The sequence below is a fragment of the Streptomyces sp. NPDC058773 genome, from assembly GCF_042746015.1.
Lineage (GTDB): Bacteria > Actinomycetota > Actinomycetes > Streptomycetales > Streptomycetaceae > Streptomyces.
Map to the genome: position 1 here is coordinate 71,425 of NZ_JBHYPE010000020.1, position 24,921 is coordinate 96,345.

21 protein-coding genes are annotated in these 24,921 nt (G+C 72.2%); 7 read left to right on the top strand and 14 right to left on the bottom strand.

The features are described 5' to 3' along the window. Positions 1-32: 32 nt before the first annotated feature. Both ACFW5B_RS19215 and ACFW5B_RS19220 read right to left on the bottom strand, forming a co-directional pair. Positions 33-2,057, bottom strand: a complete 2,025-nt coding sequence (locus tag ACFW5B_RS19215; RefSeq protein ID WP_386440501.1) for an IucA/IucC family protein — start codon at positions 2,055-2,057, stop codon at positions 33-35. Then, on the bottom strand, positions 2,054-3,442 hold the full coding sequence (locus tag ACFW5B_RS19220; RefSeq protein WP_386440503.1) for a diaminobutyrate--2-oxoglutarate transaminase family protein: 1,389 nt from the start codon (positions 3,440-3,442) through the stop codon (positions 2,054-2,056). The genes ACFW5B_RS19215 and ACFW5B_RS19220 overlap by 4 nt, the downstream gene beginning before the upstream one ends. Before the next feature lie 281 nt (positions 3,443-3,723). Here ACFW5B_RS19220 and ACFW5B_RS19225 point away from each other — a divergent pair, with 281 nt between their 5' ends. Next, positions 3,724-4,908, top strand: coding sequence for a trypsin-like serine peptidase (locus tag ACFW5B_RS19225; protein WP_386440506.1), 1,185 nt, complete (start codon positions 3,724-3,726; stop codon positions 4,906-4,908). 122 nt (positions 4,909-5,030) lie between these two features. Here ACFW5B_RS19225 and hflX read toward each other — a convergent pair whose 3' ends face one another. From hflX to miaA, 6 genes are all read right to left on the bottom strand, one after another. Then, on the bottom strand, positions 5,031-6,518 hold the full coding sequence (hflX, locus tag ACFW5B_RS19230; RefSeq protein WP_386440509.1) for a GTPase HflX: 1,488 nt from the start codon (positions 6,516-6,518) through the stop codon (positions 5,031-5,033). A gap of 180 nt (positions 6,519-6,698) precedes the next feature. Then, positions 6,699-8,327 carry a M1 family metallopeptidase gene (locus ACFW5B_RS19235; protein WP_386440512.1) on the bottom strand — a complete coding sequence of 543 codons (1,629 nt, stop codon included), beginning with the start codon at positions 8,325-8,327 and terminating at the stop codon, positions 6,699-6,701. A 145-nt stretch (positions 8,328-8,472) separates the two neighbouring features. Then, the gene (locus tag ACFW5B_RS19240; protein WP_386440515.1) at positions 8,473-10,677 is read right to left on the bottom strand and encodes a RelA/SpoT family protein; all 2,205 of its coding nucleotides are present in this window, start codon (positions 10,675-10,677) and stop codon (positions 8,473-8,475) included. Positions 10,678-10,874: 197 nt separating this feature from the next. After that, entirely contained in the window at positions 10,875-11,750 is an 876-nt protein-coding gene (gene dapF / locus ACFW5B_RS19245; protein WP_386440518.1) for a diaminopimelate epimerase, read from the bottom strand. A 179-nt stretch (positions 11,751-11,929) separates the two neighbouring features. Beyond that, positions 11,930-12,466, bottom strand: coding sequence for a hypothetical protein (locus tag ACFW5B_RS19250; RefSeq protein WP_386440520.1), 537 nt, complete (start codon positions 12,464-12,466; stop codon positions 11,930-11,932). Positions 12,467-12,574: 108 nt separating this feature from the next. Next, positions 12,575-13,513, bottom strand: coding sequence for a tRNA (adenosine(37)-N6)-dimethylallyltransferase MiaA (gene miaA / locus ACFW5B_RS19255; protein ID WP_386440523.1), 939 nt, complete (start codon positions 13,511-13,513; stop codon positions 12,575-12,577). Positions 13,514-13,763: 250 nt separating this feature from the next. Here miaA and ACFW5B_RS19260 point away from each other — a divergent pair, with 250 nt between their 5' ends. Further along, entirely contained in the window at positions 13,764-14,018 is a 255-nt protein-coding gene (locus tag ACFW5B_RS19260; protein WP_386440526.1) for a hypothetical protein, read from the top strand. Positions 14,019-14,108: 90 nt separating this feature from the next. Here ACFW5B_RS19260 and ACFW5B_RS19265 read toward each other — a convergent pair whose 3' ends face one another. The 3 genes from ACFW5B_RS19265 to ACFW5B_RS19275 all read right to left on the bottom strand — a co-directional run bounded on the left by ACFW5B_RS19265 (position 14,109) and on the right by ACFW5B_RS19275 (position 17,031). Next, entirely contained in the window at positions 14,109-14,819 is a 711-nt protein-coding gene (locus ACFW5B_RS19265; RefSeq protein ID WP_386440528.1) for a class III extradiol dioxygenase subunit B-like domain-containing protein, read from the bottom strand. Positions 14,820-14,886: 67 nt separating this feature from the next. Beyond that, a complete protein-coding gene (miaB, locus tag ACFW5B_RS19270) occupies positions 14,887-16,401 on the bottom strand; it encodes a tRNA (N6-isopentenyl adenosine(37)-C2)-methylthiotransferase MiaB (protein WP_386440529.1) in 1,515 nt (504 codons plus the stop codon). A gap of 87 nt (positions 16,402-16,488) precedes the next feature. Beyond that, positions 16,489-17,031 (bottom strand): DoxX family membrane protein, encoded by a 543-nt coding sequence (locus ACFW5B_RS19275; protein ID WP_386440531.1) that lies wholly within the window; start codon positions 17,029-17,031, stop codon positions 16,489-16,491. A gap of 370 nt (positions 17,032-17,401) precedes the next feature. Here ACFW5B_RS19275 and ACFW5B_RS19280 point away from each other — a divergent pair, with 370 nt between their 5' ends. After that, complete coding sequence (locus ACFW5B_RS19280) at positions 17,402-18,397, top strand: TAXI family TRAP transporter solute-binding subunit (RefSeq protein ID WP_386440533.1); 996 nt, start codon at positions 17,402-17,404, stop codon at positions 18,395-18,397. A gap of 91 nt (positions 18,398-18,488) precedes the next feature. Here ACFW5B_RS19280 and ACFW5B_RS19285 read toward each other — a convergent pair whose 3' ends face one another. From ACFW5B_RS19285 to ACFW5B_RS19295, 3 genes are all read right to left on the bottom strand, one after another. Then, positions 18,489-18,692: a cold-shock protein gene (locus ACFW5B_RS19285; protein WP_006602702.1), complete on the bottom strand. Its 204-nt coding sequence runs from the start codon at positions 18,690-18,692 to the stop codon at positions 18,489-18,491. Positions 18,693-18,904: 212 nt separating this feature from the next. Next, on the bottom strand, positions 18,905-20,320 hold the full coding sequence (locus ACFW5B_RS19290; RefSeq protein WP_386440536.1) for an ATP-binding protein: 1,416 nt from the start codon (positions 20,318-20,320) through the stop codon (positions 18,905-18,907). A 16-nt stretch (positions 20,321-20,336) separates the two neighbouring features. Beyond that, positions 20,337-21,077, bottom strand: a complete 741-nt coding sequence (locus ACFW5B_RS19295) for a response regulator transcription factor (RefSeq protein ID WP_386440539.1) — start codon at positions 21,075-21,077, stop codon at positions 20,337-20,339. Positions 21,078-21,346: 269 nt separating this feature from the next. Here ACFW5B_RS19295 and ACFW5B_RS19300 point away from each other — a divergent pair, with 269 nt between their 5' ends. The 4 genes from ACFW5B_RS19300 (at position 21,347) to ACFW5B_RS19315 (ending at position 24,881) form a co-directional block, all read left to right on the top strand. Next, positions 21,347-22,132 carry an amino acid ABC transporter ATP-binding protein gene (locus ACFW5B_RS19300; RefSeq protein WP_386440542.1) on the top strand — a complete coding sequence of 262 codons (786 nt, stop codon included), beginning with the start codon at positions 21,347-21,349 and terminating at the stop codon, positions 22,130-22,132. 56 nt (positions 22,133-22,188) lie between these two features. Next, complete coding sequence (locus tag ACFW5B_RS19305) at positions 22,189-23,097, top strand: glutamate ABC transporter substrate-binding protein (RefSeq protein ID WP_386440544.1); 909 nt, start codon at positions 22,189-22,191, stop codon at positions 23,095-23,097. Between the two features lie 127 nt (positions 23,098-23,224). Beyond that, on the top strand, positions 23,225-23,872 hold the full coding sequence (locus tag ACFW5B_RS19310) for an amino acid ABC transporter permease (RefSeq protein ID WP_386440546.1): 648 nt from the start codon (positions 23,225-23,227) through the stop codon (positions 23,870-23,872). A 73-nt stretch (positions 23,873-23,945) separates the two neighbouring features. Beyond that, entirely contained in the window at positions 23,946-24,881 is a 936-nt protein-coding gene (locus ACFW5B_RS19315) for an amino acid ABC transporter permease (RefSeq protein ID WP_386440549.1), read from the top strand. Positions 24,882-24,921 lie beyond the last annotated feature (40 nt).

Consider the following 24,921-nt stretch of genomic DNA (forward strand, 5'->3'; position numbering starts at 1 on the left):
GGGGGTCTGCTGTCGGGGGCCGCGGTGGGCGGCTACGGGGCGAGGGGGTTGGGCAGGGTGACGTAGACGGACTGGGTCTCGACCGGGCCGACGAGTTCATCCATCCCGTGCAGCCGGGTCGCCAGATTGGCCTTGCAGCGCAGGGTGCGGGCGGCCAGCAGCTGTTCCGGGAGCGGCGAGCGGTGTGCCGGTGGGGCCGCGGCGGCATCGGCGAGGAAGCGGCGGAAGGCGGCGAGCAGGATCTCCTCGCGGACCAGGCGCTGGGAGCCGAACGCCCCGATGAGGCCGAGGACGTTGTTGATGCCGAGGTAGTAGGCGAAGCGCTCGTCGGTGACGTCGTCGGCGACGAAGGTGTCGCTGGCCGCGCCGATGCCGGGCAGCCGTCGTTCCAGTTCGGCGCGGCGCGACAGGCGGAAGTAGTAGCCCTGGTTGTCGCGGTAGCGCCCGCCGACCGGCCAGCCGTCGGGGTCCAGCAGGACCACGGTGTTCTGCTGGTGGGCCTCCAGCACGACACCGGCCGTGCCGTCGAGCCACAGCACAGGGCGTACCACCGCTTCGAGGTAGCGCAGGAACCACTCGGTGGCGACGGCGCCCAGGGGGCGGCCGGTGCGGGCGCTGAGCGTACCGACGAGGTCCTCGAGCCGGGAGCGCACGCCGGAGCGGCCGGGCCAGGGCCGGGTGGAGGTGAGACCGGCGATGCAGACGGCGTCGTCGGTGGTGCTGAAGGGGTTGTGGCGGATGACGACATCGAGGCCCTGGACCGGCTCGCCGTCGAGGCCGTCGACGGCGAGATAGGCCGGGTCGCGGACGACGTCGAAGCCGGGGTGGGCGGTCTGCCACTGCTTGGCGAGGCCGGTGCGCAGCAGCCGGTGCACCTCGACACCGCGGGCCAGCTCCTTACGGAGGTTCTCCCGGCGGGAGTTGGTGATGCGCAACCCGAGGGAGAGCTTGAGCATGGCGCCCGCGTCGGGGCGGTGGACCGTGCGGACGGAGGAGGTGGGGTACCACAGCGGACCGTGGGCGCCGAGGTCGTGCAGCAGACCGGCCTCGCGGAGGGCGGTGATGTCGGGGTGGCCGGCGAGTTCCCTGGCCTGCCAGGGGTGCACCGGCAACGCCACGGTGCCGTCGGGGAGTTGGCAGCCGCTCCCGGCGAGGCCGGCGGTGAGCCGCGCGGCCGTCACGGGCTTGCCCCGTTCGGTCCAGGCGGAGTCGGTGGCCAGGACGGAGCGGTGCACGGCCATCCAGTGCAGCGGGAAGGCGCCGCGCAGTTCGGGCGAGTAGGCGCGGGTCTCGGCGTCGGAGAGCCCTTCGCGGCTCTTGGGTGTGGGGTGCAGCGGGTGGCCGAGGAGGAGGGACTGTTCGGCTTCGAGGAAGAGGGCGCCGTGGTCGTCGGCGGGCCGGGCGCGCCGGTCGGTGAGGAAGACGGCGACATTGCGGACGGAGTTGGCGACCCGGCCGACGAGTTCGGCGCCGTCGCCGTCCGGTGCCTGCTCCGGCGCGCCGTCCGCGTCCGGCCGCTCCCCGGCGTCCGCGACCCGGTGCTCGCCGCCGTACGGGGCCCGCCGGTCGCCGTGCGCGGCCTCCCGGCGCAGCAGCGCGGCGAGGGTGACGGCGTCCAGCGGGGCGGCGCCGGCCGGGGCGCCTTCGAGGGTGGGGGCGCCCAGACGGTGCCAGCCGGTGGGCGACCAGTAGCGGACGGGGACGAGCAGAGCGGTCGCGGTGGCCTGGAGCGGGAGGCGCAGCAGCCCTTCGGACGAGCGGTGGATGCCGTTTTCCCGGAGCCAGCAGCGCAAGAGGTGCTCGATGCCCGCGGCGTCGGCGGCGACCGCCGGGTCCGGGTGGTCGAGCGGGTCGTGGTCACCGCTACGGGCACGGTCGTGCGGGCCGGGGGCGCCCTGGAGGACGGCCCGGTCGGGGAGTTCGTGCGGCTGCTGGTGGCAGGCCTCGTCCGGGGCACGCCGCTGCTGGCGCGGTACCGACTCGATGGTGCCGGCGCCCTGGTGGGCGGGGATGCGCTCGGCGGACTGGCCGGCGTCGGGGCCGGGGCGTTCGTTCATGGGGTGGTGCCTCGCATTGTCGTGGGGGACGAGCCCATCGGCCCGGGGGTGGTGCGGACCGCCGCCGTGATGGCGTCGGCGAGGCGGTCGAGGATCGCGTCCGCCTGTTCGTCGGTGATGGTCAGGGGTGGCAGCAGCCGGACGACGGCGGAGTGCCGGCCGCCCAGTTCGACGATCAGGCCGCGGTCCAGGCAGGCGTCCCGGACGGCGGCGGCGAGTTCGGGGGCGGCGGGGCGGGCGCCGGTGGCATCGGCGTCGGCGTCGCGGTCGACGAGTTCGACGCCGAGCATCAGGCCGCGGCCTCGGACGTCGCCGATGCAGTCATGGGCGGCGGCGAGGGAGGTGAGCCGGTCGAGCATCCGGGCGCCGAGTTCCCCGGCACGCCGGTCGAGGCCGTTCGCGCGGACATGGGCGAGGGTGGCGGCGCCGGCGGCCATGGCGAGTTGATTGCCTCGGAAGGTGCCGGCGTGCGCGCCGGGCTGCCAGGCATCCAGCTCCTCGCGGTAGACGATCACAGCGAGCGGCAGACTGCCGCCGATCGCCTTCGACAGCACGAGCACATCGGGCACGATGCCGCTGTGGTCCACCGCCCAGAAGGCGCCGGTGCGGCCGACCCCGGTCTGCACCTCGTCCACGATCAGGGGGATCTGCCGCTCCGCGGTGATCTCCCGCATCCGCCGCAGCCAGCTGTCCGGTGCGGGGATCACCCCGCCCTCGCCCTGGACGGGTTCCAGAATCATCCCGGCCGGGCGGGACACCCCGCTCTTGTGGTCGTCGAGCAGGCTCCGGGTCCAGCGCGCGGCGAGTTCGGCGCCGCGCTCGCCGCCGGTCTGGAAGGGGCAGCGGTAGTCGTAGGGGTAGGGCAGCCGGACCACGCTGGTGTGCTGCGCTCCCCCGGAGGCGGCGAGCGCCTCGGAGGTCATGCCGTGGTAGGCGCCGGAGAAGGCCATCAGACCGTCCCGCCCGGTCGCGGTGCGGACGAGTTTGAAGGCGGCCTCGACGGCGTCCGTGCCGGCCGGGCCGCAGAACTGGATGCGTGCCTTTTCGGCCAACTCTGCGGGCAGTGTGGCGAACAGCTCGGTGGTGAAGGCGTCCTTGACGGGTGTGGCCAGGTCGAGGACGTGCAGCGGCGCACCGGAGTCGAGGACGGTGCGGATCGCTTCGAGGACCACCGGGTGGTTGTGGCCGAGCGCCAGGGCGCCGGCGCCGGAGAGACAGTCGAGATAGCGCCTGCCGTCGGCGCCCTCGATGGTGAGCCCGCGGGCGCGCACCGGGACGATGGGCAGCGAGCGCGCGTAGGTGCGGGCGGCGGACTCACGCAGGGACTGCCGGCGCAGGATCCCCTCGTGGGCCGGCGCCGCCGGCACGGATTCGGTCAACGCCACGGCAGTTGTGTCCTCCTGCTGGTGAGCTGCGGAAGGCCGCGGACCGTGCGGATGGCCCGGCCGTCCCCCGTCCGTACCAACGACGGCGGCGACGCGAGATCACGGCTGTCGCCAAGATCCTTGACGGCGTGGAACCGGGGACCCGAGTACCGCCGTCCCCATCGTCACCGGCATAGTGGGGTGTTGCACCGGGATCTTGAGGTTCATGACAAAGAACCGATCCGGTGCGCATCTGCTTGTGTCACACCGGCTCAGTCCGAACCACCAGGGGGAACTCACCCATGCGATCCATACGCCGGCCAGTCCTGGCCGCCGCCGCCCTCACCGCCGTCATGGCGCTGACCGCCACCGGCTGCGGTCCGGAAGGCGACAAGGCGGACGCCCAGCCCAGCCAGGCCGCCGGGGACACCGCGGGCGGGGGTGACTTCAAGATTCCGCAGGACATCCAGGACAAGCTGAAGGAACACGGCGTCGACCTGGACAAGTGGAAGAACGGCGAGTGGAAGAACTGGGACCGGGACAAGTGGCTCCGCGAGGCCGGTGAGTTCATCAACCCGATCATCAAGGACTTCTGGGACAAGGACAAGATCGACAAGGTCAAGCCGCCCCAGGACCACACCAAGCCCGAGGACATCTCGGAGGACCAGGGCAAGACCGACCCCGAGCCCGCCGCCGTCCCGGCCCAGGCCGTCAAGACCCCGTACACCTCGACCGCTCCCGGCGTGGGCCTGCTGCTGTTCAGCACCCCCGAGGGCGGGTCGCGTTGCTCGGCCACCGTCGTCAAGGACCCGGCGCACCCCGGTAAGTCCAACCTGGTGTGGACCGCGGCGCACTGTGTGCACGCCGGCAAGAACGGCGGCTGGTACCGCAACATGATGTTCGTGCCGAACTTCAACAAGACCGGCGGCACCGAGAGCCAGCTGAAGGGCAAGTCCTACGAGGAGCGCGTCCCCTCCGGCAAGTGGTGGGCGGACGACATGGCGACGTCCCAGCAGTGGATCAAGGCCGGCGGCGCCGTTCCGGGCGTGCCGATGGCTCCGTACGACTTCGCTCTGATGCATGTGAAGCCCGAGGAGAGCACCGGCGGCAAGTCGCTGGAGGAGATGGCCGGCGGCGCCTACAAGGTCGACTTCAACGCCCCGGCGATGGCCAAGATCCCGAGCCTGACCGCGCAGGGCTACCCGGCCGAGCCGCCGTTCGACGGTGCGGCGCAGCAGCAGTGCACCGACAAGCCGACCCGGCTGTCGATGGACGCCCAGAAGCCGACCATGTACCGCATCGGCTGCACCATGACCGGTGGTTCCTCCGGTGGCCCCTGGTTCGCCAAGGGCCCGGACGGCAAGCCGGAGCTGATCTCCAACATGTCGATGGGCCCGCGTCCGGCCCGCTGGTCGGCCGGCCCGCACCTGGGCCCCGAGGCCAAGGCGATCTTCGACAACATGAGCAAGAAGTGGGCGAACAAGTAGCAGCGACCGCGTGAGGCGGGTGGTGCCCGGACGGCGCCGCCCGCTCCGCCCACGGTCAGCAGGAAGGCCCGCCCCCGGTCTCCCGGGGGCGGGCCTTTTGTCGTCGCTGCGCTACGGGGCGGTCAGGCGGCCGGCGCGAAGGTCTGGAACTCGGCGGCCAGTTCCTCATGCACCCGCGCCTTGAGGACCGTGCCCTCGGCGGTGTGCTCCTCGGAGATGACCTCGCCCTCGGCGTGGGCCCGCGAGACCAGGGCGCCCTGGGTGTAGGGCACCAGCACCGCGATCTCGACCTGCGGCCGCGGGAGTTCCTCGTCGAGCAGGGTCAGCAACTCCTCGATGCCCTGGCCCGTACGGGCCGAGACCGCGAGGGCGTGCTTCTCCCGGCGCAGCAGGCGCTGGAGCACCAGCGGATCGGCCGCGTCGGCCTTGTTGACCACCACGATCTCGGGCACGTCCGTCGCGCCCACGTCGCGGATCACCTCGCGTACCGCGGCCAGCTGCTCCTCGGGCACCGGGTGCGAGCCGTCGACCACATGCAGGATGAGATCGGAGTCGCCGACCTCCTCCATCGTGGAGCGGAAGGCCTCGACGAGGTGGTGCGGGAGGTGCCGGACGAAGCCGACGGTGTCGGCGAGGGTGTAGAGCCGCCCGCTGGGCGTCTCGGCCCGCCGGACGGTCGGGTCCAGGGTGGCGAACAGGGCGTTCTCCACCAGGACACCGGCGCCGGTGAGGCGGTTGAGCAGGGAGGACTTGCCGGCGTTGGTGTAGCCGGCGATGGCGACCGAGGGGACCTTGTTGCGCCGGCGTTCCTGGCGCTTGATGTCCCGGCCGGTCTTCATCTCCGCGATCTCCCGGCGCATCTTCGCCATCTTCTCGCGGATCCGCCGCCGGTCCGTCTCGATCTTGGTCTCACCGGGACCACGGGTGGCCATACCGCCGCCCGCCGAACCGGAGCCACCGCCACCCATCTGCCGGGAGAGCGACTGGCCCCAGCCACGGAGGCGCGGGAGCATGTACTGCATCTGCGCCAGCGAGACCTGCGCCTTGCCCTCCCGGGACTTGGCGTGCTGGGCGAAGATGTCGAGGATCAGGGCGGTCCGGTCGACCACCTTGACCTTGACGACGTCCTCGAGGTGGATCAGCTGGCCCGGGGAGAGCTCACCGTCACACACCACGGTGTCCGCCCCGGATTCGAGCACGATGTCCCGCAGCTCCAGGGCCTTGCCCGAGCCGATGTACGTGGCCGGGTCAGGCTTGTCGCGGCGCTGGATGACACCGTCGAGCACCATCGCGCCCGCGGTCTCGGCGAGGGCGGCGAGCTCGGCGAGCGAATTCTCCGCCTCCTGGACCGTGCCCGTGGTCCAGACACCGACGAGCACCACCCGCTCCAGGCGGAGCTGGCGGTACTCGACCTCGGTGACGTCCTCGAGCTCGGTGGAAAGGCCCGCTACGCGGCGGAGTGCGGCACGCGCCGAGCGGTCGTACTGGTCGCCGTCACGCTCCCCGTCGATCTCGTGGCTCCAGGCGACGTCCTCTTCCATCAGGGCGTTCGCCCGAAGGCTCTCGGGGAGGCGCTGCCGGTCCTGCGGAAGGGAAGAAGAGGAGGTCATTTGATCCTTCGCGTCGTTGGGAAGCCCGCACGGGGACCTCGCGGCCCCACCGGGACTGTCGTCAGGGCGACCGTCGCGGTGGTCCCGCGGCTGTCGCTGGTGTCAACGTCCGAGCCGTCCGGGAGATTCCCGGCCGGGCCGGTGCCGACCTGACGATGGTCCCACGCCGCGGGAGGACCGTCACGCCGGTTTTCCGGGCTTCCCGGCCGCCACCTTGGGGCCACCCGCTGCCGGGGCGGTCCCCTTGGCGCCGGGGCCGGGGGCGGTGGCCTTGGGTCCGGGCTTGGCCGGGCCCTTCCTGGGCTGCCACTGCGGATGCCCCGGCATCGGCGGGGTCCGCTCGCCGTAGAGCCATCCCTGGAAGAACGCGGTGAGGTCCTGTCCGGAGACCTGGGAGGACAGCTGGACGAAGTCGGCGGTGCCGGCGACGCCGTCGCGGTGCCGGTCCACCCACTCGCGCTCGATGCGGTCGAAGGCGGCGGGGCCGATCTTCTGCCGCAGGGCATAGAGGACCAGCGCGCTGCCGTCGTAGACGATCGGGCGGAAGATGCTGATCTTCTGCCCCGGGCTGGGCGCCTTGGGCTCGGCGGGCGGTCCGCCCTCGGCGCGCCAGCCGTCGGACTGCTCGTAGGCGTGGCGCATACGGGCCTCCAGAGAGGCCGGAGGGCCGCCCTTTTCCTGGGCGTAGAGGGCCTCGTACCAGGTGGCATGGGCCTCGTTGAGCCAGACGTCGGACCAGCGGCGCGGGCTGACGCTGTCGCCGAACCACTGGTGGGCCAGCTCGTGCACCATCACGGACTCGACGTACCAGGCGGGCAGCTGGTGGGTGGTGAACAGGCCCTTCTCGAAGAGCGAGAGGGTCTGGGTCTCCAGCTCGAAGCCGGTGGTGGCGTCGGCGATCAGCACCCCGTACGCCTCGAAGGGGAAGGGGCCGAGCCTGCGCTCCATCCAGGACAGATGGCCCGGCGTCTTGGCCAGCCAGGGCGCCAGGGAGGCACGGTGCGCGGTCGGGACGACATCGCGGAGCGGCAGGCCGTGCGGCCCGTGCCGCAGCACCACACTGGACTTCCCGATGGAGACCTGGGCCAGCTCGGTGGCCATGGGATGGGCGGTGCGGTAGGTCCAGGTGCGGCGGCCGGCGCGGGTGCCGGGGCGCTGCGGCAGCCCGTTGGCGACGGCGGTCAGCTGCTGCGGCGCGGTGATGTGGAAGGTGAAGAGCGCCTTGTCGGAGGGGTGGTCGTTGCAGGGGAACACCCGGTGTGCGGCGTCGGCCTGGTTGGCCATGGCCAGCCCGTCAACGGTGCGGATCCAGCCGCCGTCACTCTTGCCGCCGGGGTCGCTGGTGTGCTCGATGGAGATCTTCAGCTCCTGGCCACGGGAGACGTGGAAGGCCGGGGTGAGCACGAGGTCCTCGCCGTGCTGCTCGTGCCGGGCGGCCAGCCCGCCGATCTTCACGGAGCGCACGGTGCCGCGGGCGAAGTCGAGGTTGAGATGGTCGAGCTCGTCGGTGGCGCTCGCGGTGATCTCGGTGGTGACGTTCAGCGGCCGGTCGTTGTGGCCGGAGTAGTCCAGGGAGACGTCATAGGACGTGACGTCGTAGCCGGTGTTGCCGAGGGTGGGGAAGAGGCGGTCACCGAGGCCCTGCGGCCCCACGGTCGGCGGCTCGGCCACGCCGAGGGTGGTCAGGGCGGCCAGCCCGAGGGCGGCGGCCCGCAGAGCGGTCCGCCGGCCCCGCCCGCTCGGGCCACGGGACACGGCGGGGACGGGGCGGTCGGGGTCGTGTGACGGGCGGCGCGAGGGAAGGGACATGCACTACGGCTACCAACGCGGCCCCGTCCCCCGCGGGTGACGGGGCAAACGGCACCCGAACGGGCGGCGGATCGGGCACCCGTCTTACGCCGCCGGGCGGAGCGGCCTCCGACGGGGCGTCAGCCGACGGACGCGCCTGGGGACTTCAGGGGCGCACGGCCGCGGGCTGCCGGGCCCGGCCGGCGCGCAACACATCGAAGACGCCGGGCACTTGGCGCATCGCGCGCATCAGGGACGGCAGCCCGGCGGCGTTCGGCAGATGCAGCGTGTAGGTGTGGCGGACCCGCTGTTCGTGCGGCGGCTCGACGGCGGCCGACACCACGGCGGCGCCCTGGGAGGCGATGACCTCGGTGAGGTCGGCCAGGAGCTGCGGCCGGCTGAAGGCCTCGGCCAGGAGGGTGACCCGGCAGCCGTGGCCCCCCTGGCCCGCGCCGCGCCAGCGCACCCCGACCGGCTGTCGGCCGGCAGCTGCCATCCGCGCCACGACGGGGCACAGGGCGCGGTGCACGGTGACGGTGCCGCCGCGGACGGCGAAGCCGGTGACGGCGTCCGGCGGCACCGGGGTGCAGCAGCCGGCCAGCCGGACCGCCGCGCCCGGCAGATCCGCCACCGCGAGGACCGAGGCGGGGGCGACCGGGTCCGCTCCGGGGCCGTCCTCCCCCGCGGCGCGGCGGTCGGCGGGAGGCGCCGCGCCGAGCCCCTCGCCGGCGCCCGCCGGGCGGGCGCCGGACTCCCGTGACCCGGCCAGCCACCGGGCGATGGCGAGCCTGGCGGCGGGGGTACGGACGTGCTCCAGCCATTCGGGAGCGGGGCCGGCCGCGGAGTCCGGTGCCATCAGCAGCTGCAGGCTGTCGCCGTCGCGCAGGACCGTGGCAAGGGCGGCGAGCCGGCCGTTGACGCGGGCGCCGATGCAGCAGTGCGCCGCCTCGCCGTGCCGTTCGTAGGCGGCGTCCACACAGCTCGATCCGGCGGGCAGGCCGATGGCGCCGCCCGTACCGCCGGAGGGGGCGGCCGGTGGGGCGTCGGTGCAGAAGACCGTGATCTCCCGGTCCTGGGCGAGATCGTCGCGCAGCGAGGTCCAGAACGTGTCCGGGTCGGGGGTGGTGCGCTGCCACTCCAGCAGCCGGGAGAGCCATCCGGGGCGGGTCGGGTCGGCCCGCTCGCCCTCGGGGGCGTCCACACCGTCCGTGGGGACGTAGGGGTTGCCCAGCGCGATCACCCCGGCCTCGGCGACCCGGTGCATCTGGTGCGTACGGATCAGGGTCTCGGCGATCTCCCCGGACGGGCCGGTGACCGCGGTGTGCAGCGACTGGTAGAGGTTGAACTTGGGGGCCGCGATGAAGTCCTTGAACTCGGAGATGACCGGGGTGAAGCAGGTGTGCAGCTCGCCGAGGACGGCGTAGCAGTCGGCGTCCTCGGCGACCAGGACAAGCAGCCGCCCCAGGGCCGCGGCGGTCAGCTCCCGGCGGGCGAGACGCACCCGGTGGACGGAGACCAAGTGCCGTGGGCGGACCAGGACTTCGGCATCGATACCGGCCTCGTCCAGCACCGTGCGCACCCGCTGGGCGAGGGCGGTGAGCGGATCGGGCCGGGAGGCGTACTCGGCGACCAGGGCCCCGGTGGTCGCGTACTCCTCCGGATGCAGGATCGCGAAGACCAGGTCCTCCAGCTCGGCCTTCAGCGCCTGGACGCCGAGGCGTTCGGCGAGCGGGATCAGCACATCGCGGGTCACCTTGGCGATCCGCGCCTGCTTCTCGGGGCGCATCACGCCGAGAGTGCGCATGTTGTGCAGCCGGTCGGCGAGCTTGATGGACATCACCCGGACGTCGTTGCCGGTCGCCACCAGCATCTTGCGGAAGGTCTCCGGCTCGGCGGCGGCACCGTAGTCGACCTTCTCCAGTTTGGTGACGCCGTCGACGAGATAGCAGACCTCGGCACCGAACAGGTCCCGTACCTGATCCAGCGTCACTTCCGTGTCCTCGACGGTGTCGTGGAGCAGGGAGGCGGTCAACGTCGTGGTCTCGGCGCCGAGTTCGGCGAGGATCAGGGTCACCGCGAGGGGGTGGGTGATGTACGGCTCGCCGCTCTTGCGCAGCTGGCCGCGGTGCGAGGTCTCGGCGAGCAGATAGGCCTTGGTGAGGGTGTCCAGGTCGGCGTCGGGATGGTGGCCTCGATGGACCTTGGCGACGTGCTCGAGGGCGTGCGGGAGGCCATCGCGCGGGGCCGGGCCGAGGAGCGCGGCGCGGCCGATGCGGCGCAGCCCGTTGAGCTCCAGTCGGCGGCGGCCGCGCCGGCGGCCCGCTGCTCCAGGGTTACCAGGGTCGCCAGGATTACTGGCCTCTGCGCTCATGGGCACCTCCGGCAGCGTCGACCGGCGGTGGGGCGCGTCAGTTCGGGCGTCCGGGCCGGTGCTTGATGCTACCGAGCCCATCACGCACCGCTGTCCGCCTCTCGCTCAGCGTGAGGCGGATCACCCGTTCGAGGGAATCTTTTGGCCGGAAACCCTTTCCTGGGAGGACCCGGGATTCCGCTGTGCCGCAGGGTTCCTCAGCCGAGCGCGGCGGCCAGCCAGGCGGGGTCGAAAGTGCCCTCGGCCACGATCTCGGCCGGACCGGTCATGTCGACCGTGCCGTCGGGCCGCTCGGTGATCGAGAGGCTGCCGCCGAGCACATCGACCCGGTAGGTCACGGGCGTACCGGTGGTGGCGGGGTCCAGGCCGTCCCGGCGGGCGGTGGCGACGGCGACCGCGCAGGCGCCGGTGCCGCACGAGCGGGTCTCGCCCGAGCCGCGCTCGTGGACCCGCATCGCCACATGGCGCGGACCGCGGTCGACGACGAACTCGATGTTCACGCCGTCGGGATAAACCGACGCGGGGCCGAACGGCGGTACCGCCCGCAGTTCACCGGCGTGCGCCAGGTCCTCGACGAAGGCGACCGCATGCGGATTGCCCATGTTCACGTTGCGCGCGGGCCAGCTGCGGCCGTCGAGGGTGACGACGACGCCCTCCGCGGGGAGTTCGGCCCGGCCCATGGAGACCGTGACATCGCCGGTCTTGGCGAGGTGGACGCGGCGTACGCCGGCGCGGGTGGCGATGGCGAGGTCGCCGGCCTCGACCAGGCCGGCGTGCAGCAGATAGCGCGCGAAGACGCGGACGCCGTTGCCGCACATCTCGGCGATCGAGCCGTCGCCGTTGCGGTAGTCCATGAACCACTCGGCCTCGCCGGCCAGGTGCTGCACCTCGGGGTGCGCGGCGGAGCGTACGACGCGCAGCAGGCCGTCGCCGCCGACGCCGGCCCGCCGGTCGCAGATCCGGGCGACGGCGGCCGCGGACAGATCGAGGCGGCCGTCCGGGTCGGGGACGATCACGAAGTCGTTCTCGGTGCCGTGGCCCTTGAGGAAGGCGAGGCGCTGCGTGCTGGTCACCCTTGCATCGTACGGGGAGGGCGGGGGTGGGCCCGTCCGAGGGGTGCTCGCCCATACCCGCCCACCCCCCGAAGGGGGGTGGGCGGCGGGGAAAATAACGGGCCGCGCGAAAAGACCGCTACCGCGCCTCAGCAAAGCCCCCACCACGGCCAATCCCGGCCCCGGGGAAGCCCCCCGCCTCAGCGCAGCCGCGCCACCCGCCAGATGGCCAGCGACGCCGGGATGGCGACCAGGACGGTGTAGATCAGCACCACGCGCCAGCAGGCACGGCGGCCGGAGCCCGGTGCCGGGAGGCCGGGCCAGGTGTAGCCGACCCGGCGGGCGGCCATCATGCCCCAGCCCGCGGCGCAGCAGCACAGCAGCAGACCGAGCATCGCGATCATGGCGCCGCCGTCACCGCCGAACTCGAAGGCGAGGGGGAAGGCGAACATCAGCGAGCCGAGTGCGGCGAGCGCGACGACCGGCGCCAGCTGCCACAGCCGCAGCCGGCGCGGCGGGCGCAGCTCCCGGAAGGACTCGCCGCCCGCACCGGGGCGGTCGTCTCCGGAGTCCGGGGCGTCCGAGTCGTCCAGGGCATCCGGGTTGGTGCGCGGTCCACCGTCGGCACGACCGTCAGCGGACAGTCCGTCGCCGGTGTCCGGGCCGTCGTCGGTCAGGGGTGCCGTGTCGGCGCCGCTGTCCGGTGGCTGCGCTCCGTTGCGAGGGCCGGCCTCCATTGCCACGCGCCCTCCCCACTGCTGACTGCACGCCTCGATCGAAGGTCGATGATGACACGCCCTCAGGGGCCCGGATGACGGCCGGAGCGTCCCGATGCCATGACGTGATCAGGCTGTGACCGGTCGTTCGAGCAACGCCAGTGCCTGCCCGGGAAGTTCCCCCCGGTGCTCCGCGGCGCCGCTGAGCCAGTGGACCCGCGGGTCGCGGCGGAACCACGAATCCTGGCGGCGCGCGAAGCGCTTGGTGGCGCGCACCGTCTCGTCGCGCGCTTCCTGCTCGGTGCACTCCCCCGCGAGCTGGGCGAGCACCTGTTGATAGCCGAGCGCCCGGGAGGCCGTACGGCCCTCGCGCAGGCCCTCGCCCTCCAGCCGGCGCACCTCGTCGACCAGGCCCGCCTCCCACATGCGGTCGACCCGCCGTGCGATCCGCTCGTCGAGCTCGGGGCGCGCGACGTCGACGCCGATCTGCAGGGTGTCGTAGACCGCTTCGTGGCCGGGGAGGTTGGCGGTGAAGGGGCGGCCGGTGATCTCGATGACCTCCAGGGCGCGCACGATCCGGCGGCCGTTGCTCGGCAGGATCGCGCGGCCGGCCTCGGGGTCGGCGACGGCCAGCCGGGCGTGCAGGGCGCCGCTGCCCGACGCGGCGAGCTCGGCCTCCAGCCGGGCGCGTACCTCCGGGTCGGTGCCGGGGAAGTCGAGCGCGTCGATGGCACCGCGTACGTAGAGGCCGGAGCCGCCGACCAGGACCGGGGTGCGGCCCTCGGCGAGCAGCCGGTCGATCTCGGCGCGGGCCAGCCGCTGGTACTCGGCGACGCTGGCGGCGCAGGTCACGTCCCAGATGTCCAGGAGGCGGTGCGGAACGCCCTGCTGCTCGTCGGGCGTGAGCTTGGCGGTGCCGATGTCCATCCCGCGGTAGAGCTGCATGGAGTCGGCGTTGATGACCTCGCCCCCCACGTGCTGCGCGAGCGCGACGCCCAGATCGGACTTTCCGGCCGCGGTGGGGCCGACGACGGCGATGACCCGCGGAGCGGGGACGGCGGTGTTCACCCCGTCAGTCTCGCAAACCTCCGGCCCCCGTCTCGAACGAGCGACGTGACGGGCCCCGGATGATCTCGTTGCCTGTTGCGAGGTCCCGAGTGCCGGAAACAGCACCGGCGCCCGCGGGCGGCGCAACGGTCCGCTCCCGGACGGCTCGGGATGTGGCCACATGAAGAGCGTAGGAGCAGTTATGGGCGTGTTTTCGCGGTTTCGCCGCCGTAGGTCCGAAGCGTCGGCGGAGGGGACTGCCACGACGGCGGTGACCGCCGCGGCGGAGGAGCCGGCGGCGCCGGCCGTCACGACGGACGCCAAGGACGCCGGGAACGCCGGGGAGAACGACGCTGCCGCGGAGGCGGAGGGCGTGGCTCCGGAGGCGTCCGGCGAGGCGACAGCGGGGGCGGCGGACACCGCGGCGCCGGGGGCCGAGCAGACCGGTGAGAGCGCCGGGATTCCCCGGCAGCAGTCGGCGGAGGCCGCAGCGGACAGCGAGAGCGCGCGGCACGAGGCCCGCTGACCGGAGCAGGGCCACAACGGCCGCGGGCCGCAGCGCCGCGCGGCCGTTGCCGTGTCCGCGCGCGGCCCTCGTACCCGCCGGGCGGCGGTGCTACGACCAGGCCGCCACGAAGTACCCCACGCCGTAGGGAGCCTCCTCGCGGAGCAGCCGGCCGCTCCGGCCCGCGTCCTCCGCGGCCCCCGCCAGGACCTGCCAGCAGGCCCGTCCGGACACCTGGAGGGCCGCGGCCGGCTCCTCGTCGAGTGCGGCCAGAGCGGCGATGTCGGCGTCGCCCAGGGCGCGGGCCAGTTCGGCGTCGAAGGCCTCGGCCCGCTCGTCGAAGTAGCCGGGCGCCTTCACCGTCCGGCAGGCGCTGCCGTCGCCCATCACCAGCAGCGCGACCCGGGGAGCGGCCGCGGCGGTCTCCCGGCCCAGCTCCAGACAGCGGCCGCGGGGCAGCGACCGGGGCACCCCCAGCCCCTCCACGGGGGCGTCGTCCCAGTCCGTACGGGACAGCAGCCAGGCGCCGACGGACAGCGACGGCGGGAGTTCCCGGTCCGGCGCCGTCTCCGCGGGACCCAGCGGCACCTCCAGGTCCGCCCCGAAGCCGCGGAAGGAGCCGGGGGTGCCCTGGGGGTACCGGCCGCGGCCGGCCTCGTCGGTGGGTCCGAGGACGACCAGCCGGTCGGGGCGGGCCGCGGCGAGCACGCCGATCGCGTCGAGGCAGGCGGCCCGCAGCGCGTCGAGTTCGGGCGCCGCCCCGGCGGCCACCTCCGGGACGAGCAGCGGCGGGCAGGGGCAGAGGGCGGCGGCTACGAGCATGACACGCAGCGTAACGCCCCTGGTGCGGAGCCGTTCGCCGTGCCCTGAGCCCCGGCCCCGGTCGGGGTCAGTCGCAGCCGCAGCCGGCGGCGGGCGCCGGGCTCGGGGCGGGGGCCCCGATAGTGGGCAGGCCCAGCAGCACGCCCTGAGGCTTCTCGGCGGGGGCGGCGTTGCGCTTCTCCCAGGCGTCCCCGGCGCGGGTGCGGCGGACCGCCTTGGCCGGGCCCTCGGCCAGGAGGTGGTGCGGAGCGGCGTAGGTGACCTCGACGGTGACCACGTCACCGGGGCGGACCGGCTCCTCGGGGCGGGTGAAGTGGACCAGGCGGTTGTCGGGGGCGCGACCGGACAGCCGGCGGGTCGCGTCGTCCTTGCGGCCCTCACCCTCGGCGACCAGGACCTGGAGGGTGCGGCCGACCTGCTTCTTGTTCTCCGCCCAGGAGATCTCCTCCTGGAGGGCGACCAGGCGCTCGTAGCGTTCCTGGACGACGGCCTTGGGGATCTGGCCGTCCATGTCGGCGGCCGGGGTGCCGGGGCGCTTGGAGTACTGGAAGGTGAAGGCCTGGGCGAAGCGGGACTCGCGGACCGTGTGCAGGGTCTGCTCGAAGTCCTCCTCGGTCTCGCCCGGGAAGCCGACGATGATGTCGGTCGAAATGGCGGCGTCCGGCATCGCGGCGCGCACCTTCTCGATGATGCCGAGGAAGCGCTCCTGGCGGTACGAGCGGCGCATCGCCTTCAGGACCCGGTCGGAGCCGGACTGCAGCGGCATGTGCAGCTGCGGCATCACGTTCGGCGTCTCGGCCATGGCCGCGATGACGTCATCGGTGAAGTCGCGGGGGTGCGGGGAGGTGAAGCGGACCCGCTCCAGGCCCTCGATGCTGCCGCAGGCCCGCAGCAGCTTCGAGAACGCCTCGCGGTCGCCGATGTCGGAGCCGTAGGCGTTGACGTTCTGACCGAGCAGGGTGATCTCGCTGACGCCCTCGCCGACCAGCGCCTCGATCTCGGCGAGGATGTCGCCGGGCCGGCGGTCCTTCTCCTTGCCGCGCAGCGCGGGCACGATGCAGAAGGTGCAGGTGTTGTTGCAGCCGACGGAGATGGACACCCAGGCTGCGTAGGCGCTCTCCCGGCGGGTGGGCAGGGTGGAGGGGAACGCCTCCAGCGATTCGGCGATCTCGACCTGCGCCTCTTCCTGGACGCGGGCGCGCTCCAGCAGCACCGGCAGCTTGCCGATGTTGTGCGTCCCGAAGACCACGTCGACCCAGGGGGCCTTCTTGACGATGGTGTCGCGGTCCTTCTGGGCGAGGCAGCCGCCCACCGCGATCTGCATACCGGGGCGTGCGGCCTTCTTCGGGGCGAGCTGGCCGAGGTTGCCGTAGAGACGGTTGTCGGCGTTCTCCCGTACCGCGCAGGTGTTGAAGACCACGACGTCGGCGCCGTCGCCGTCCTTGGGAGCGGGTACGTATCCGGCCTCTTCCAGCAGGCCGGACAGCCGCTCGGAGTCGTGGACGTTCATCTGGCACCCGTAGGTGCGGATCTCGTAGCTCTTCTTGGCGCCCACTGCCTGGCTCCGGTCGCTGCTGGTCATGTCACCAGGGTAGGCGGTGCCGGAGGTACCTCCCGACGCCGGAGGCCCGGGGCGGACCGGCCGGCGCGGGAGGGCGGGGGCGTCCGCTCAGAAGGCGAGCACGAGCGCGGCACCGAGGCCGCCGAGCGCCAGGGCGAAGGCGGCGCTGCGCCAGCCGCCGTGCCCCCAGCGGAAGGGCCGGTCGAGTGCGTAGCGGCCGGGTCCGGTGGCCGCGACGGTCAGGGCGACGACGGCGACGGTCAGCGGATATTCGAGGCCACCGTTCTCCCCCCAGAGTCCCTTGGGCGCCGCGAGGGCCATGGCGTTGATCATCACGCCGATCAGTGCGGCGGCGGCGAGGGGGGTGAGGAGGCCGAGGGCGAGGCCGAGGCCGCCGAGGACCTCCGAGGCTCCGGCGAGGCCGGCGAAGAACGTGCCGGGGCGGTAGCCGAGGGCTTCGAAGCCCTTGGCGGTGGCGTCGAGCCCGCGGCCGCCGAAGAAGCCGAAGAGTTTCTGGGCGCCGTGGCCGGCGAGGATCAGCCCCACGGTCAGCCGCAGGAGGAGCAGCCCGAGATCGGCGGCGACGGGGGGCGGGCGGACGACTTCGGACCGGGCACGGGTGTCGGGCCGCAGTTCGGTGGGCGGTTTCATGAGGTGTCGTTTCCCGCACCGGCGCGTCAGGGGGCCGCGGTGTCGGGCACCGGCGCCGGTGCGCTCGGGTGGAGGGAATCTTCTCTTGTGTGCGCGCCACCGGGCGCGCGGGAGGGGACGTGCCGGGTCCCCGCTGTGCCGGAAGGTGAACGGGGCCGCCCTCTGCCGCCGGAGCGGAACGGGCGCCTCGTCGCCACCGTAACGCGTGCAGAACCGGGTGCAAGCCGCGCTCCGGAGCCCGGCCGGCCGCCGCCGGCCCGCGGAGCGAGGGCGGCCGGCGGGGCTCGCCGGCGGGCCGGTACGGCACCGGCGACCGCGCATACCGGCCCACCCCTCCCGTTCCCGCCGCGCTCCTGGCAGGATCCCGCCCATGGTCACAGCACTCCCCCGTACCGGCCGCCGCGCCGTCCAGGCGGCGATCGCGGCCCTGGTTGCCCTCGGGCTGGGGCTGTGGTGGCTGCTGTCGGCGGGCGCGACGCCCGCTCCCCGGGGGCAGGTGACGCTGGCGACGGGCGTGCCGACCGGTGTCTACGCCCGCTACGGGCAGCTGCTGAAGCAGGATCTGGCCCATGACCTGCCGGCGGTGGATCTGCGGCTGACCCGCAGCGAGGGCTCGATCGACAATCTGCGGCAGCTGGTCGCGGGGCGCGCGGGGTTCACCATCGCGACGGCGGACGCGGTCGCCACGTACAAGATCAGGGGTGAGCGGGGCGCGGACGGGCTGCGGGCCTGTGCGCGGCTGTACGACGACTACGCGCAGCTGGTGGTGCCGAAGGACTCCGCGGTGCGCTCGACGAAGGATCTGCGGCGGCTGCGGGTGGGGGTCGGCGCGGACGGCTCGGGTGTCCAGCTGCTCACACGGCGGCTGCTGGAGGCGGCCGGGCTGGACTTCGACCGGGACATCGAGCCGGTGCGGGTCGGCATCGACCGGATGCCGAAGCTGCTGGAGCAGCACAAGCTGGATGCCTTCTTCTGGTCCGGCGGGCTGCCGACGACGGCGGTGCAGCGGCTGGCGCGGCGCTTCCCGGTGCGGCTGGTCCAGCTCGGGGACCTGAGCGAGGCGCTGCACCGGCAGGGCGAGCGCACCCGCTACTACCGGGCCGCGGTGATGCCCGCCGACGCCTATCCGATGGCCCAGGGCGGGGAGGCGGTGAAGACGATCGCGGTGGCGAACCTGCTGGTGACGACCGACCGCCAGGACGCGGCGATGACCGAGGGCATCACCCGTACCGTCATCGACAGCCGGGACTGGATCGGGCGCCAGGTGCATGCCGCGCAGAAGGTGGATCTGCGGACGGCGGTGTTCACCGACCCGCTGGAGCTGCACACCGGCGCCCGGCGCTATTACGTGTCCCAGAAGCCCTGAGGCGCCCGCCGGCGACCGGCGGGCGCGGAAACGGACCGGGGCCCGCACCGGACATGCCGGTGCGGGCCCCGTTCGCGGGACGCGAGGTGCGTCAGGCGGCGACGATGTTCTCCGCCTGCGGGCCCTTGGGGCCCTGGGTCACGTCGAAGGTGACCTTCTGGCCCTCGAGGAGCTCACGGAAGCCCTGCGCGGCGATGTTCGAGTAGTGGGCGAAGACGTCGGGGCCGCCGCCGTCCTGCTCGATGAAGCCGAAGCCCTTTTCCGAGTTGAACCACTTGACGGTGCCGGAAGCCATGTTTTTCTCCTTCATGGGGCAAACGGGAGACCGCACTGCACGGCCTCCTTGTCGCCGAGATGATCGCCCCACTCCGGACCACGGCCCGGATAACAAGGAACGCCCGGGGCTTCCAGCCACCGGGCGCGCACAAAGTTCATGGGTACCACAACTGCAACGAGGTCGACCGTAGCACAGCCGGGCCCGGTCGTCCGGCCCGCGCACCGGCCGTCTCACGGTGCGGTCCGCGGCACGGTGACGGTGACCTTCAGCCCGTGCGGCGGATGCGGGGCGTAGGCGATGGTGGCGCCGCCCGCGGCGAGCAGGGCGCGGGTGATCGACAGGCCGAGTCCGGAACCGGAGACGTTCTGGTGGCGGCCGCTGCGCCAGAAGCGGTCGCCGACCCGGGACAGCTCGTCGTCGGTGAGGCCGGGGCCCCGGTCGGCGACGGTGATGTGGACGCGCTCGCCGTCCGGTGCGACGCCGACGGTGACCGGGCGGCCCTTGGGGGTGAATTTCAGGGCGTTGTCGATCACCGCGTCCAGGGCGCTGGAGAGGGCCACCGGATCGGCCCAGCCGGTAACGGCGCTCTGCCCCTCGTAGGTGAGGACGACGCCCTTGTCGTCGGCCAGCGGGCGCCAGGAGCCGACGCGTTCGGCGGCCAGCGCCGCGACGTCGGTGAGCTGGAGGTCGGCGGCGGTGTGCTCGGCGAGGGCCAGGTCCAGGAGATCGTCCAGGACCCGGGCGAGCCGCTTGCCCTCGGTGCGGACCGAGGCGATCTCCGCGTTGCCGTCGGGGAGTTCCAGGGCCAGCAGCTCGATCCTCAGCAGCAGTGCGGACAGCGGGTTGCGCAGCTGGTGGGAGGCGTCGGCGACGAAGGCGCGCTGCTGTTCCAGGACCTCTTCGACGTGGTCGGCCATCTCGTTGAACGAGCGGGCCAGGCGCCGGAGTTCGGGCGGCCCCGCGGTGGCGGCGACGCGGGCGTTCATCCGGCCGGTGGCGATGTCGTGGCTGGCCGTGTCCAGGACCCGTACGGGACGCAGCACCCAGCCCGTGAGGCGGATGGCCGCGGCGACGGCGACGAGCATGGCCGCGCACTCGCCGGCCGCGATCAGCAGCCAGCCGCGCAGGACACGGGAGCGCATCTGTCCCGTGGGCGAGTCGGTCATGACGACGGCGACGACATCGCCGTCGCGGATCACTGGGGAGGCGACCGGGATGCGGCCGTTCTCGTCCCAGGGCCAGACCTGATGGGGGTCATGGCTGCGACGGCCGGCCAGCGCCTCGCTGAACGCTCGCGCGGCCTCACCGTCCTGGGGTACCGGCAGATCGGCGGGGGCCGCGGCCATGGGGGTGCGATCGCGGTAGAAGACACCGGCACGTATGCCGTAGAGGCCGTAGTACTGCGCGAGCTCGGTGCGGAGGGTGGCGCGCCGCTCGTCCTCCTCCGGGGTCTGGTGCCGGGCGTCCGCGTCGGGACGGGCGGTGACGAACTGGGCGAGGGAGGCGAAGCGGGCGGCGTCGTCGATCCGGTCGACGACCACCCGCTGCTGCTCCACCCCGGCGGTGATCACGGCGAGCGGGACGCCGAGCGCGAGAAGGACACCGGCCATGAGGACGATGAGGAGGGGGAGGAGTCGGGTGCGCACCTGGTCCGGTCGGCCTTCAGGAGGCCGGGGCGGCCGGCGTCCGCGCCCCCGGACCGGCGGCCGGGACGACCAGACGGTAGCCGACGCCGCGCACCGTCTCGATCAGCGCGGGCATGCGCAGCTTGGCGCGGAGGGAGGCGATGTGCACTTCCAGAGTCCGGCCGGTGCCCTCCCAGCTCGTGCGCCACACCTCGCTGATGATCTGCTCCCGGCGGAAGACCACCCCGGGGCGCTGGGCGAGCAGCGCGAGCAGGTCGAACTCCTTGCGGGTGAGCGGAACGCCGGTGCCGTCCACCGAGACCTGGCGGGTGGCGAGTTCGACGGTGACCGCACCCAGCCGCAGCGACTCGTCGGGGGCGCCCTCCTCGGCGGGCTGCTCACCGCCGCCGGGGGCGTTGCGCCGGCTCACCGCGTGGATACGGGCCAGCAGCTCACCGGTGTCGTACGGCTTGACGACATAGTCGTCCGCGCCGAGGTTGAGCCCGTGGATGCGCGAGCGCACATCGGACCGCGCGGTGACCATGATGACGGGGGTGGTGCAGAGCTTGCGGATGCGGCCGCACACCTCGAAGCCGTCCTGGTCGGGCAGCCCGAGGTCGAGCAGCACCACCGCGAACCGTTCGCCCTCGTCGGGCAGCAGGGCCTTGAGGGCGTCCTCGCCGTTGCGCGCGTGCACGACGGCCAGGCCGTGCTTGGCGAGCACCGCGGACAGGGCCGCGGCGACATGGTCGTCGTCCTCGACGAGCAGCAGTCTCATCAGGCCTCCTCCCGGGTGCGTGCGTACAGGCCATTGGGCATCTACGGCGATAGGGGGCCTGCGCGTCAAGAGCCGGCCACCTCCGCGCCGCCATCCGTTACCCAGCCGGTACGCCCGCGACACCACAATGGGAAGACGTCCACCGCGCTCCGATCACGGGCTCCCGTCGCGGCCGGATCGTTATGCTCAAGTTCCCCTCAGATGTAATGACGCTGGTCGAAGGGCGTTACTAGGGTCCTCCCAACCGAGGAGGACGGAGCTACACGCCGATGAGCGAAGTATCGGTGACCAAGAACGCCGAGGGTCCCGCGCCGACGGGGGACCGGCTGGTCGTGCTGGACAACGTCAACAAGCACTTCGGCGCGCTGCACGTGCTCCAGGACATCGACCTGACGATCAACCGCGGCGAGGTCGTCGTCGTGATCGGGCCCTCGGGCTCCGGCAAGTCGACGCTCTGCCGCACGATCAACCGCCTGGAGACCGTCGACAGCGGCAGCATCTCGATCGACGGGAAGCCGCTGCCGCAGGAGGGCCGCGAACTGGCCCGGCTGCGTGCCGACGTGGGCATGGTCTTCCAGTCCTTCAACCTTTTCGCGCACAAGACCGTGCTCGAGAATGTGATGCTGGGCCAGACCAAAGTCCGCAAAGCGGACAAGGGTGCGGCCGCGAAGAAGGCCCGCGCCCTGCTCGACCGGGTCGGTGTCGGCACCCAGGCGGACAAGTACCCCGCACAGCTCTCCGGTGGTCAGCAGCAGCGGGTGGCGATCGCCCGTGCGCTGGCGATGGACCCGAAGGTGATGCTGTTCGACGAGCCGACCTCCGCACTCGACCCGGAAATGATCAACGAGGTGCTGGATGTCATGCAGCAGCTCGCCCGGGACGGCATGACGATGGTCGTGGTCACCCATGAGATGGGGTTCGCGCGCTCCGCTGCGAACCGGGTCGTCTTCATGGCGGACGGCCGCATCATCGAAGAGGCCGAGCCGAACCAGTTCTTCAACAACCCGCGCAGCGACCGCGCCAAGGACTTCCTGTCGAAGATCCTCCATCACTGAGGCCGCAGTCGGGCCACCATCATTGCCAACACCTGTTGAACCAAAGGATGTTCACCATGAGGATTCGTAAGACGGCTGCGGCCGGTGCGGTGGTGCTCGCGCTGGCGGCGACGGCGACCGCGTGTGGCGGCGAGAAGGGCGCGGCGGGCGACAAGCCGGCCGGCGGCGATGTCTTCAGCGGCAACTACAAGGTCGCCTCGGCTCCGAAGATCGACTCGCCGGTGCTGAAGAAGGCCCAGAAGGCCAAGAAGATCGTCATCGGTGTCAAGGCCGACCAGCCGTTCCTGGGCTTCAAGGACACCACCGGCAAGTACTCCGGCTTCGACATCGAGATCGCCAAGATGGTCGCCGCCGACCTCGGCTTCTCCGAGAAGCAGATCGAGTTCAAGACGATCGACTCCAACGTCCGTGAGACCACCATCTCCAACGGCCAGGTCGACTACTACGTCGGTACCTACACGATCAACGACGAGCGCAAGAAGCAGGTCGGCTTCGCGGGCCCGTACTACACGGCCGGCGCGGACCTCCTGGTGCGCAAGGACGAGAAGGACATCACCGGACCGGACACCCTCAAGGGCAAGAAGGTCTGCTCGATCGTCGGCTCCACTCCGCTCCAGGAGATCAAGAAGAAGAAGTACGGCGCCGACACCAGCGAGCAGTCCAAGTACTCGGACTGTGTGAAGTCCCTGCTGGACGGCCAGGTCGACGCGGTCACCACCGACGACGCGATCCTCAAGGGCTACGCCGCACAGCGCCCCGAGAAGCTGCGGGTCGTGGGCAAGTCCTTCACCAAGGAGCCCTACGGCGTCGGCATGAACAAGGACGACAAGGCCCTGCGCAACGCGATCACCGACGCGCTGGAGGCCCACATCAAGAACGGTGACTACAAGAAGGCGTACGACGGCACGCTCGGCAAGTCCGGGTCGAAGTTCGTCGCCCCGGAGACGCCGCTGCCCCGCTACTGAGGCGCTCGCGAACCCACCGGACCGTGCCGCCCCGTACGCCCGCCGCGGCGGGTGTACGGGGCGCTGCCTTCGCCCCCGCTGACTCTTATCCCGCCGTCGACCCGATGACCGCTACCGCGGAGACCCCATGAACGTACTCCTCGATTATCTGCCCGAGTTCCGGGACGGATTCCTCGGAACCCTGGCGATCACCGCGTCCAGCGCCCTGCTCGCGCTGGTACTCGGCGTGCTCATAGCCGGTTTCCGGGTCTCTCCGATTCCGCCGCTGCGCGCCTTCGGGACGGCCTGGGTCACGGTGCTGCGCAACACACCGCTGACGCTGCTCTTCCTCGTCGCGTTCTTCGTCGTACCCCAGGTCCTCTTCCAGGGCGCCAGCCCGTACGTGCTGGCCACGCTGGCACTCGGCTTCTACACCTCGTCCTTCGTCTGCGAGGCGGTGCGGTCCGGTATCAACACCGTGCCGCTGGGCCAGGCGGAGGCCGCGCGCAGCCTCGGTATGACGTTCTCCCAGACGCTGGGCCAGATCGTCCTCCCGCAGGCCACGCGCACCGTACTGCCCCCGCTGAGCAGCATCTTCATCGCGCTGACGAAGAACTCCGCGATCGCCGGAGCGTTCGGCTACGGCGAACTGTTCAACGTCTCCAAGCTGCTCAACGACAAGGGCTACGCGATCGCCTGGATCTTCCTGTGGACCGCGCTCGCCTACCTGATCATCACGTTCTCCCTCAGCGCCCTCTTCCGGCTGCTGGAGCGCCGTATGGGGGTGGCCCGATGAGCGGACGCGAGGGGCGGATCAGCACGACGTGGGTGCCACGCACAGGCGGGGCGGAACAAAGCGAGGTAAGGGCATGAGTGGCGCCAGCGTTCTCTACGACGTACCAGGACCGAAGGCGAAGGTACGCAACCGCGTCTACTCCGTCGTCGGCGCGCTCGCGGTGCTGGCGCTGCTCGTCTTCACCGTGCTGCGGCTGAACACCCAGGGCCAGCTGGAGCCCGAGGTGTGGAACATCTTCAACAACGCGGGTGTGCGGACCAACATCCGCGACGGCCTGGTGACCACGCTTCAGGTCTTCGCGGTCGCCGCGGTGCTGTCGCTGGCGCTGGGCGTGCTGCTCGCGGTGGCGCGGCTGTCGGACCACCGGCCGGTCCGCTGGCTGGCGACCGGCTTCATCGAGCTCTTCCGCGCCGTACCGCTGCTGATCACCATCTATGCGCTGTGGGTGATCCTGCTCAGCAACCGGCAAAGCCTCGGTATCACCGGCGACCAGCCGCAGTTCTGGGCCCTGGTCATCGGGCTGACGGTCTACAACGGCTCGGTGCAGGCCGAGGTGCTGCGGGCCGGCATCAACGCCGTGCCCACGGGCCAGCGCGAGGCCGCGTACGCCCTGGGCATGAGCAAGACGCAGGTCATGACGACGGTGCTGATCCCGCAGGCGGTGCGGGCGATGCTGCCGACGATCATCAGTCAGCTGGTGGTGACGCTGAAGGACACCTCCCTCGGCTACATCATCACCTTCGAGGAACTGCTCTTCACCGCCCGCCAGATGAGCACCAACATCATCGTCAACGGCAACGACACCTATGTGCCGTTCATCATCGTCATCGGCAGCATCTACGTCGCGATGTGCCTGGCGCTGTCCGCCCTCGCCAACTGGATCGAGCGGCGCGGCCGGCGGGCCAGGACGGGTATCGGAGTCGCCGCGGCCGGCGAGCCGGTGACGGCCACCGACGCGATGGAGGTCTCCGACGCGGCGGTCGACGTGCCGTTCCCCACGAAGGACTGACGGCACCGCAGGCCGTCCCGCGGCCGATATCGATCCGTCC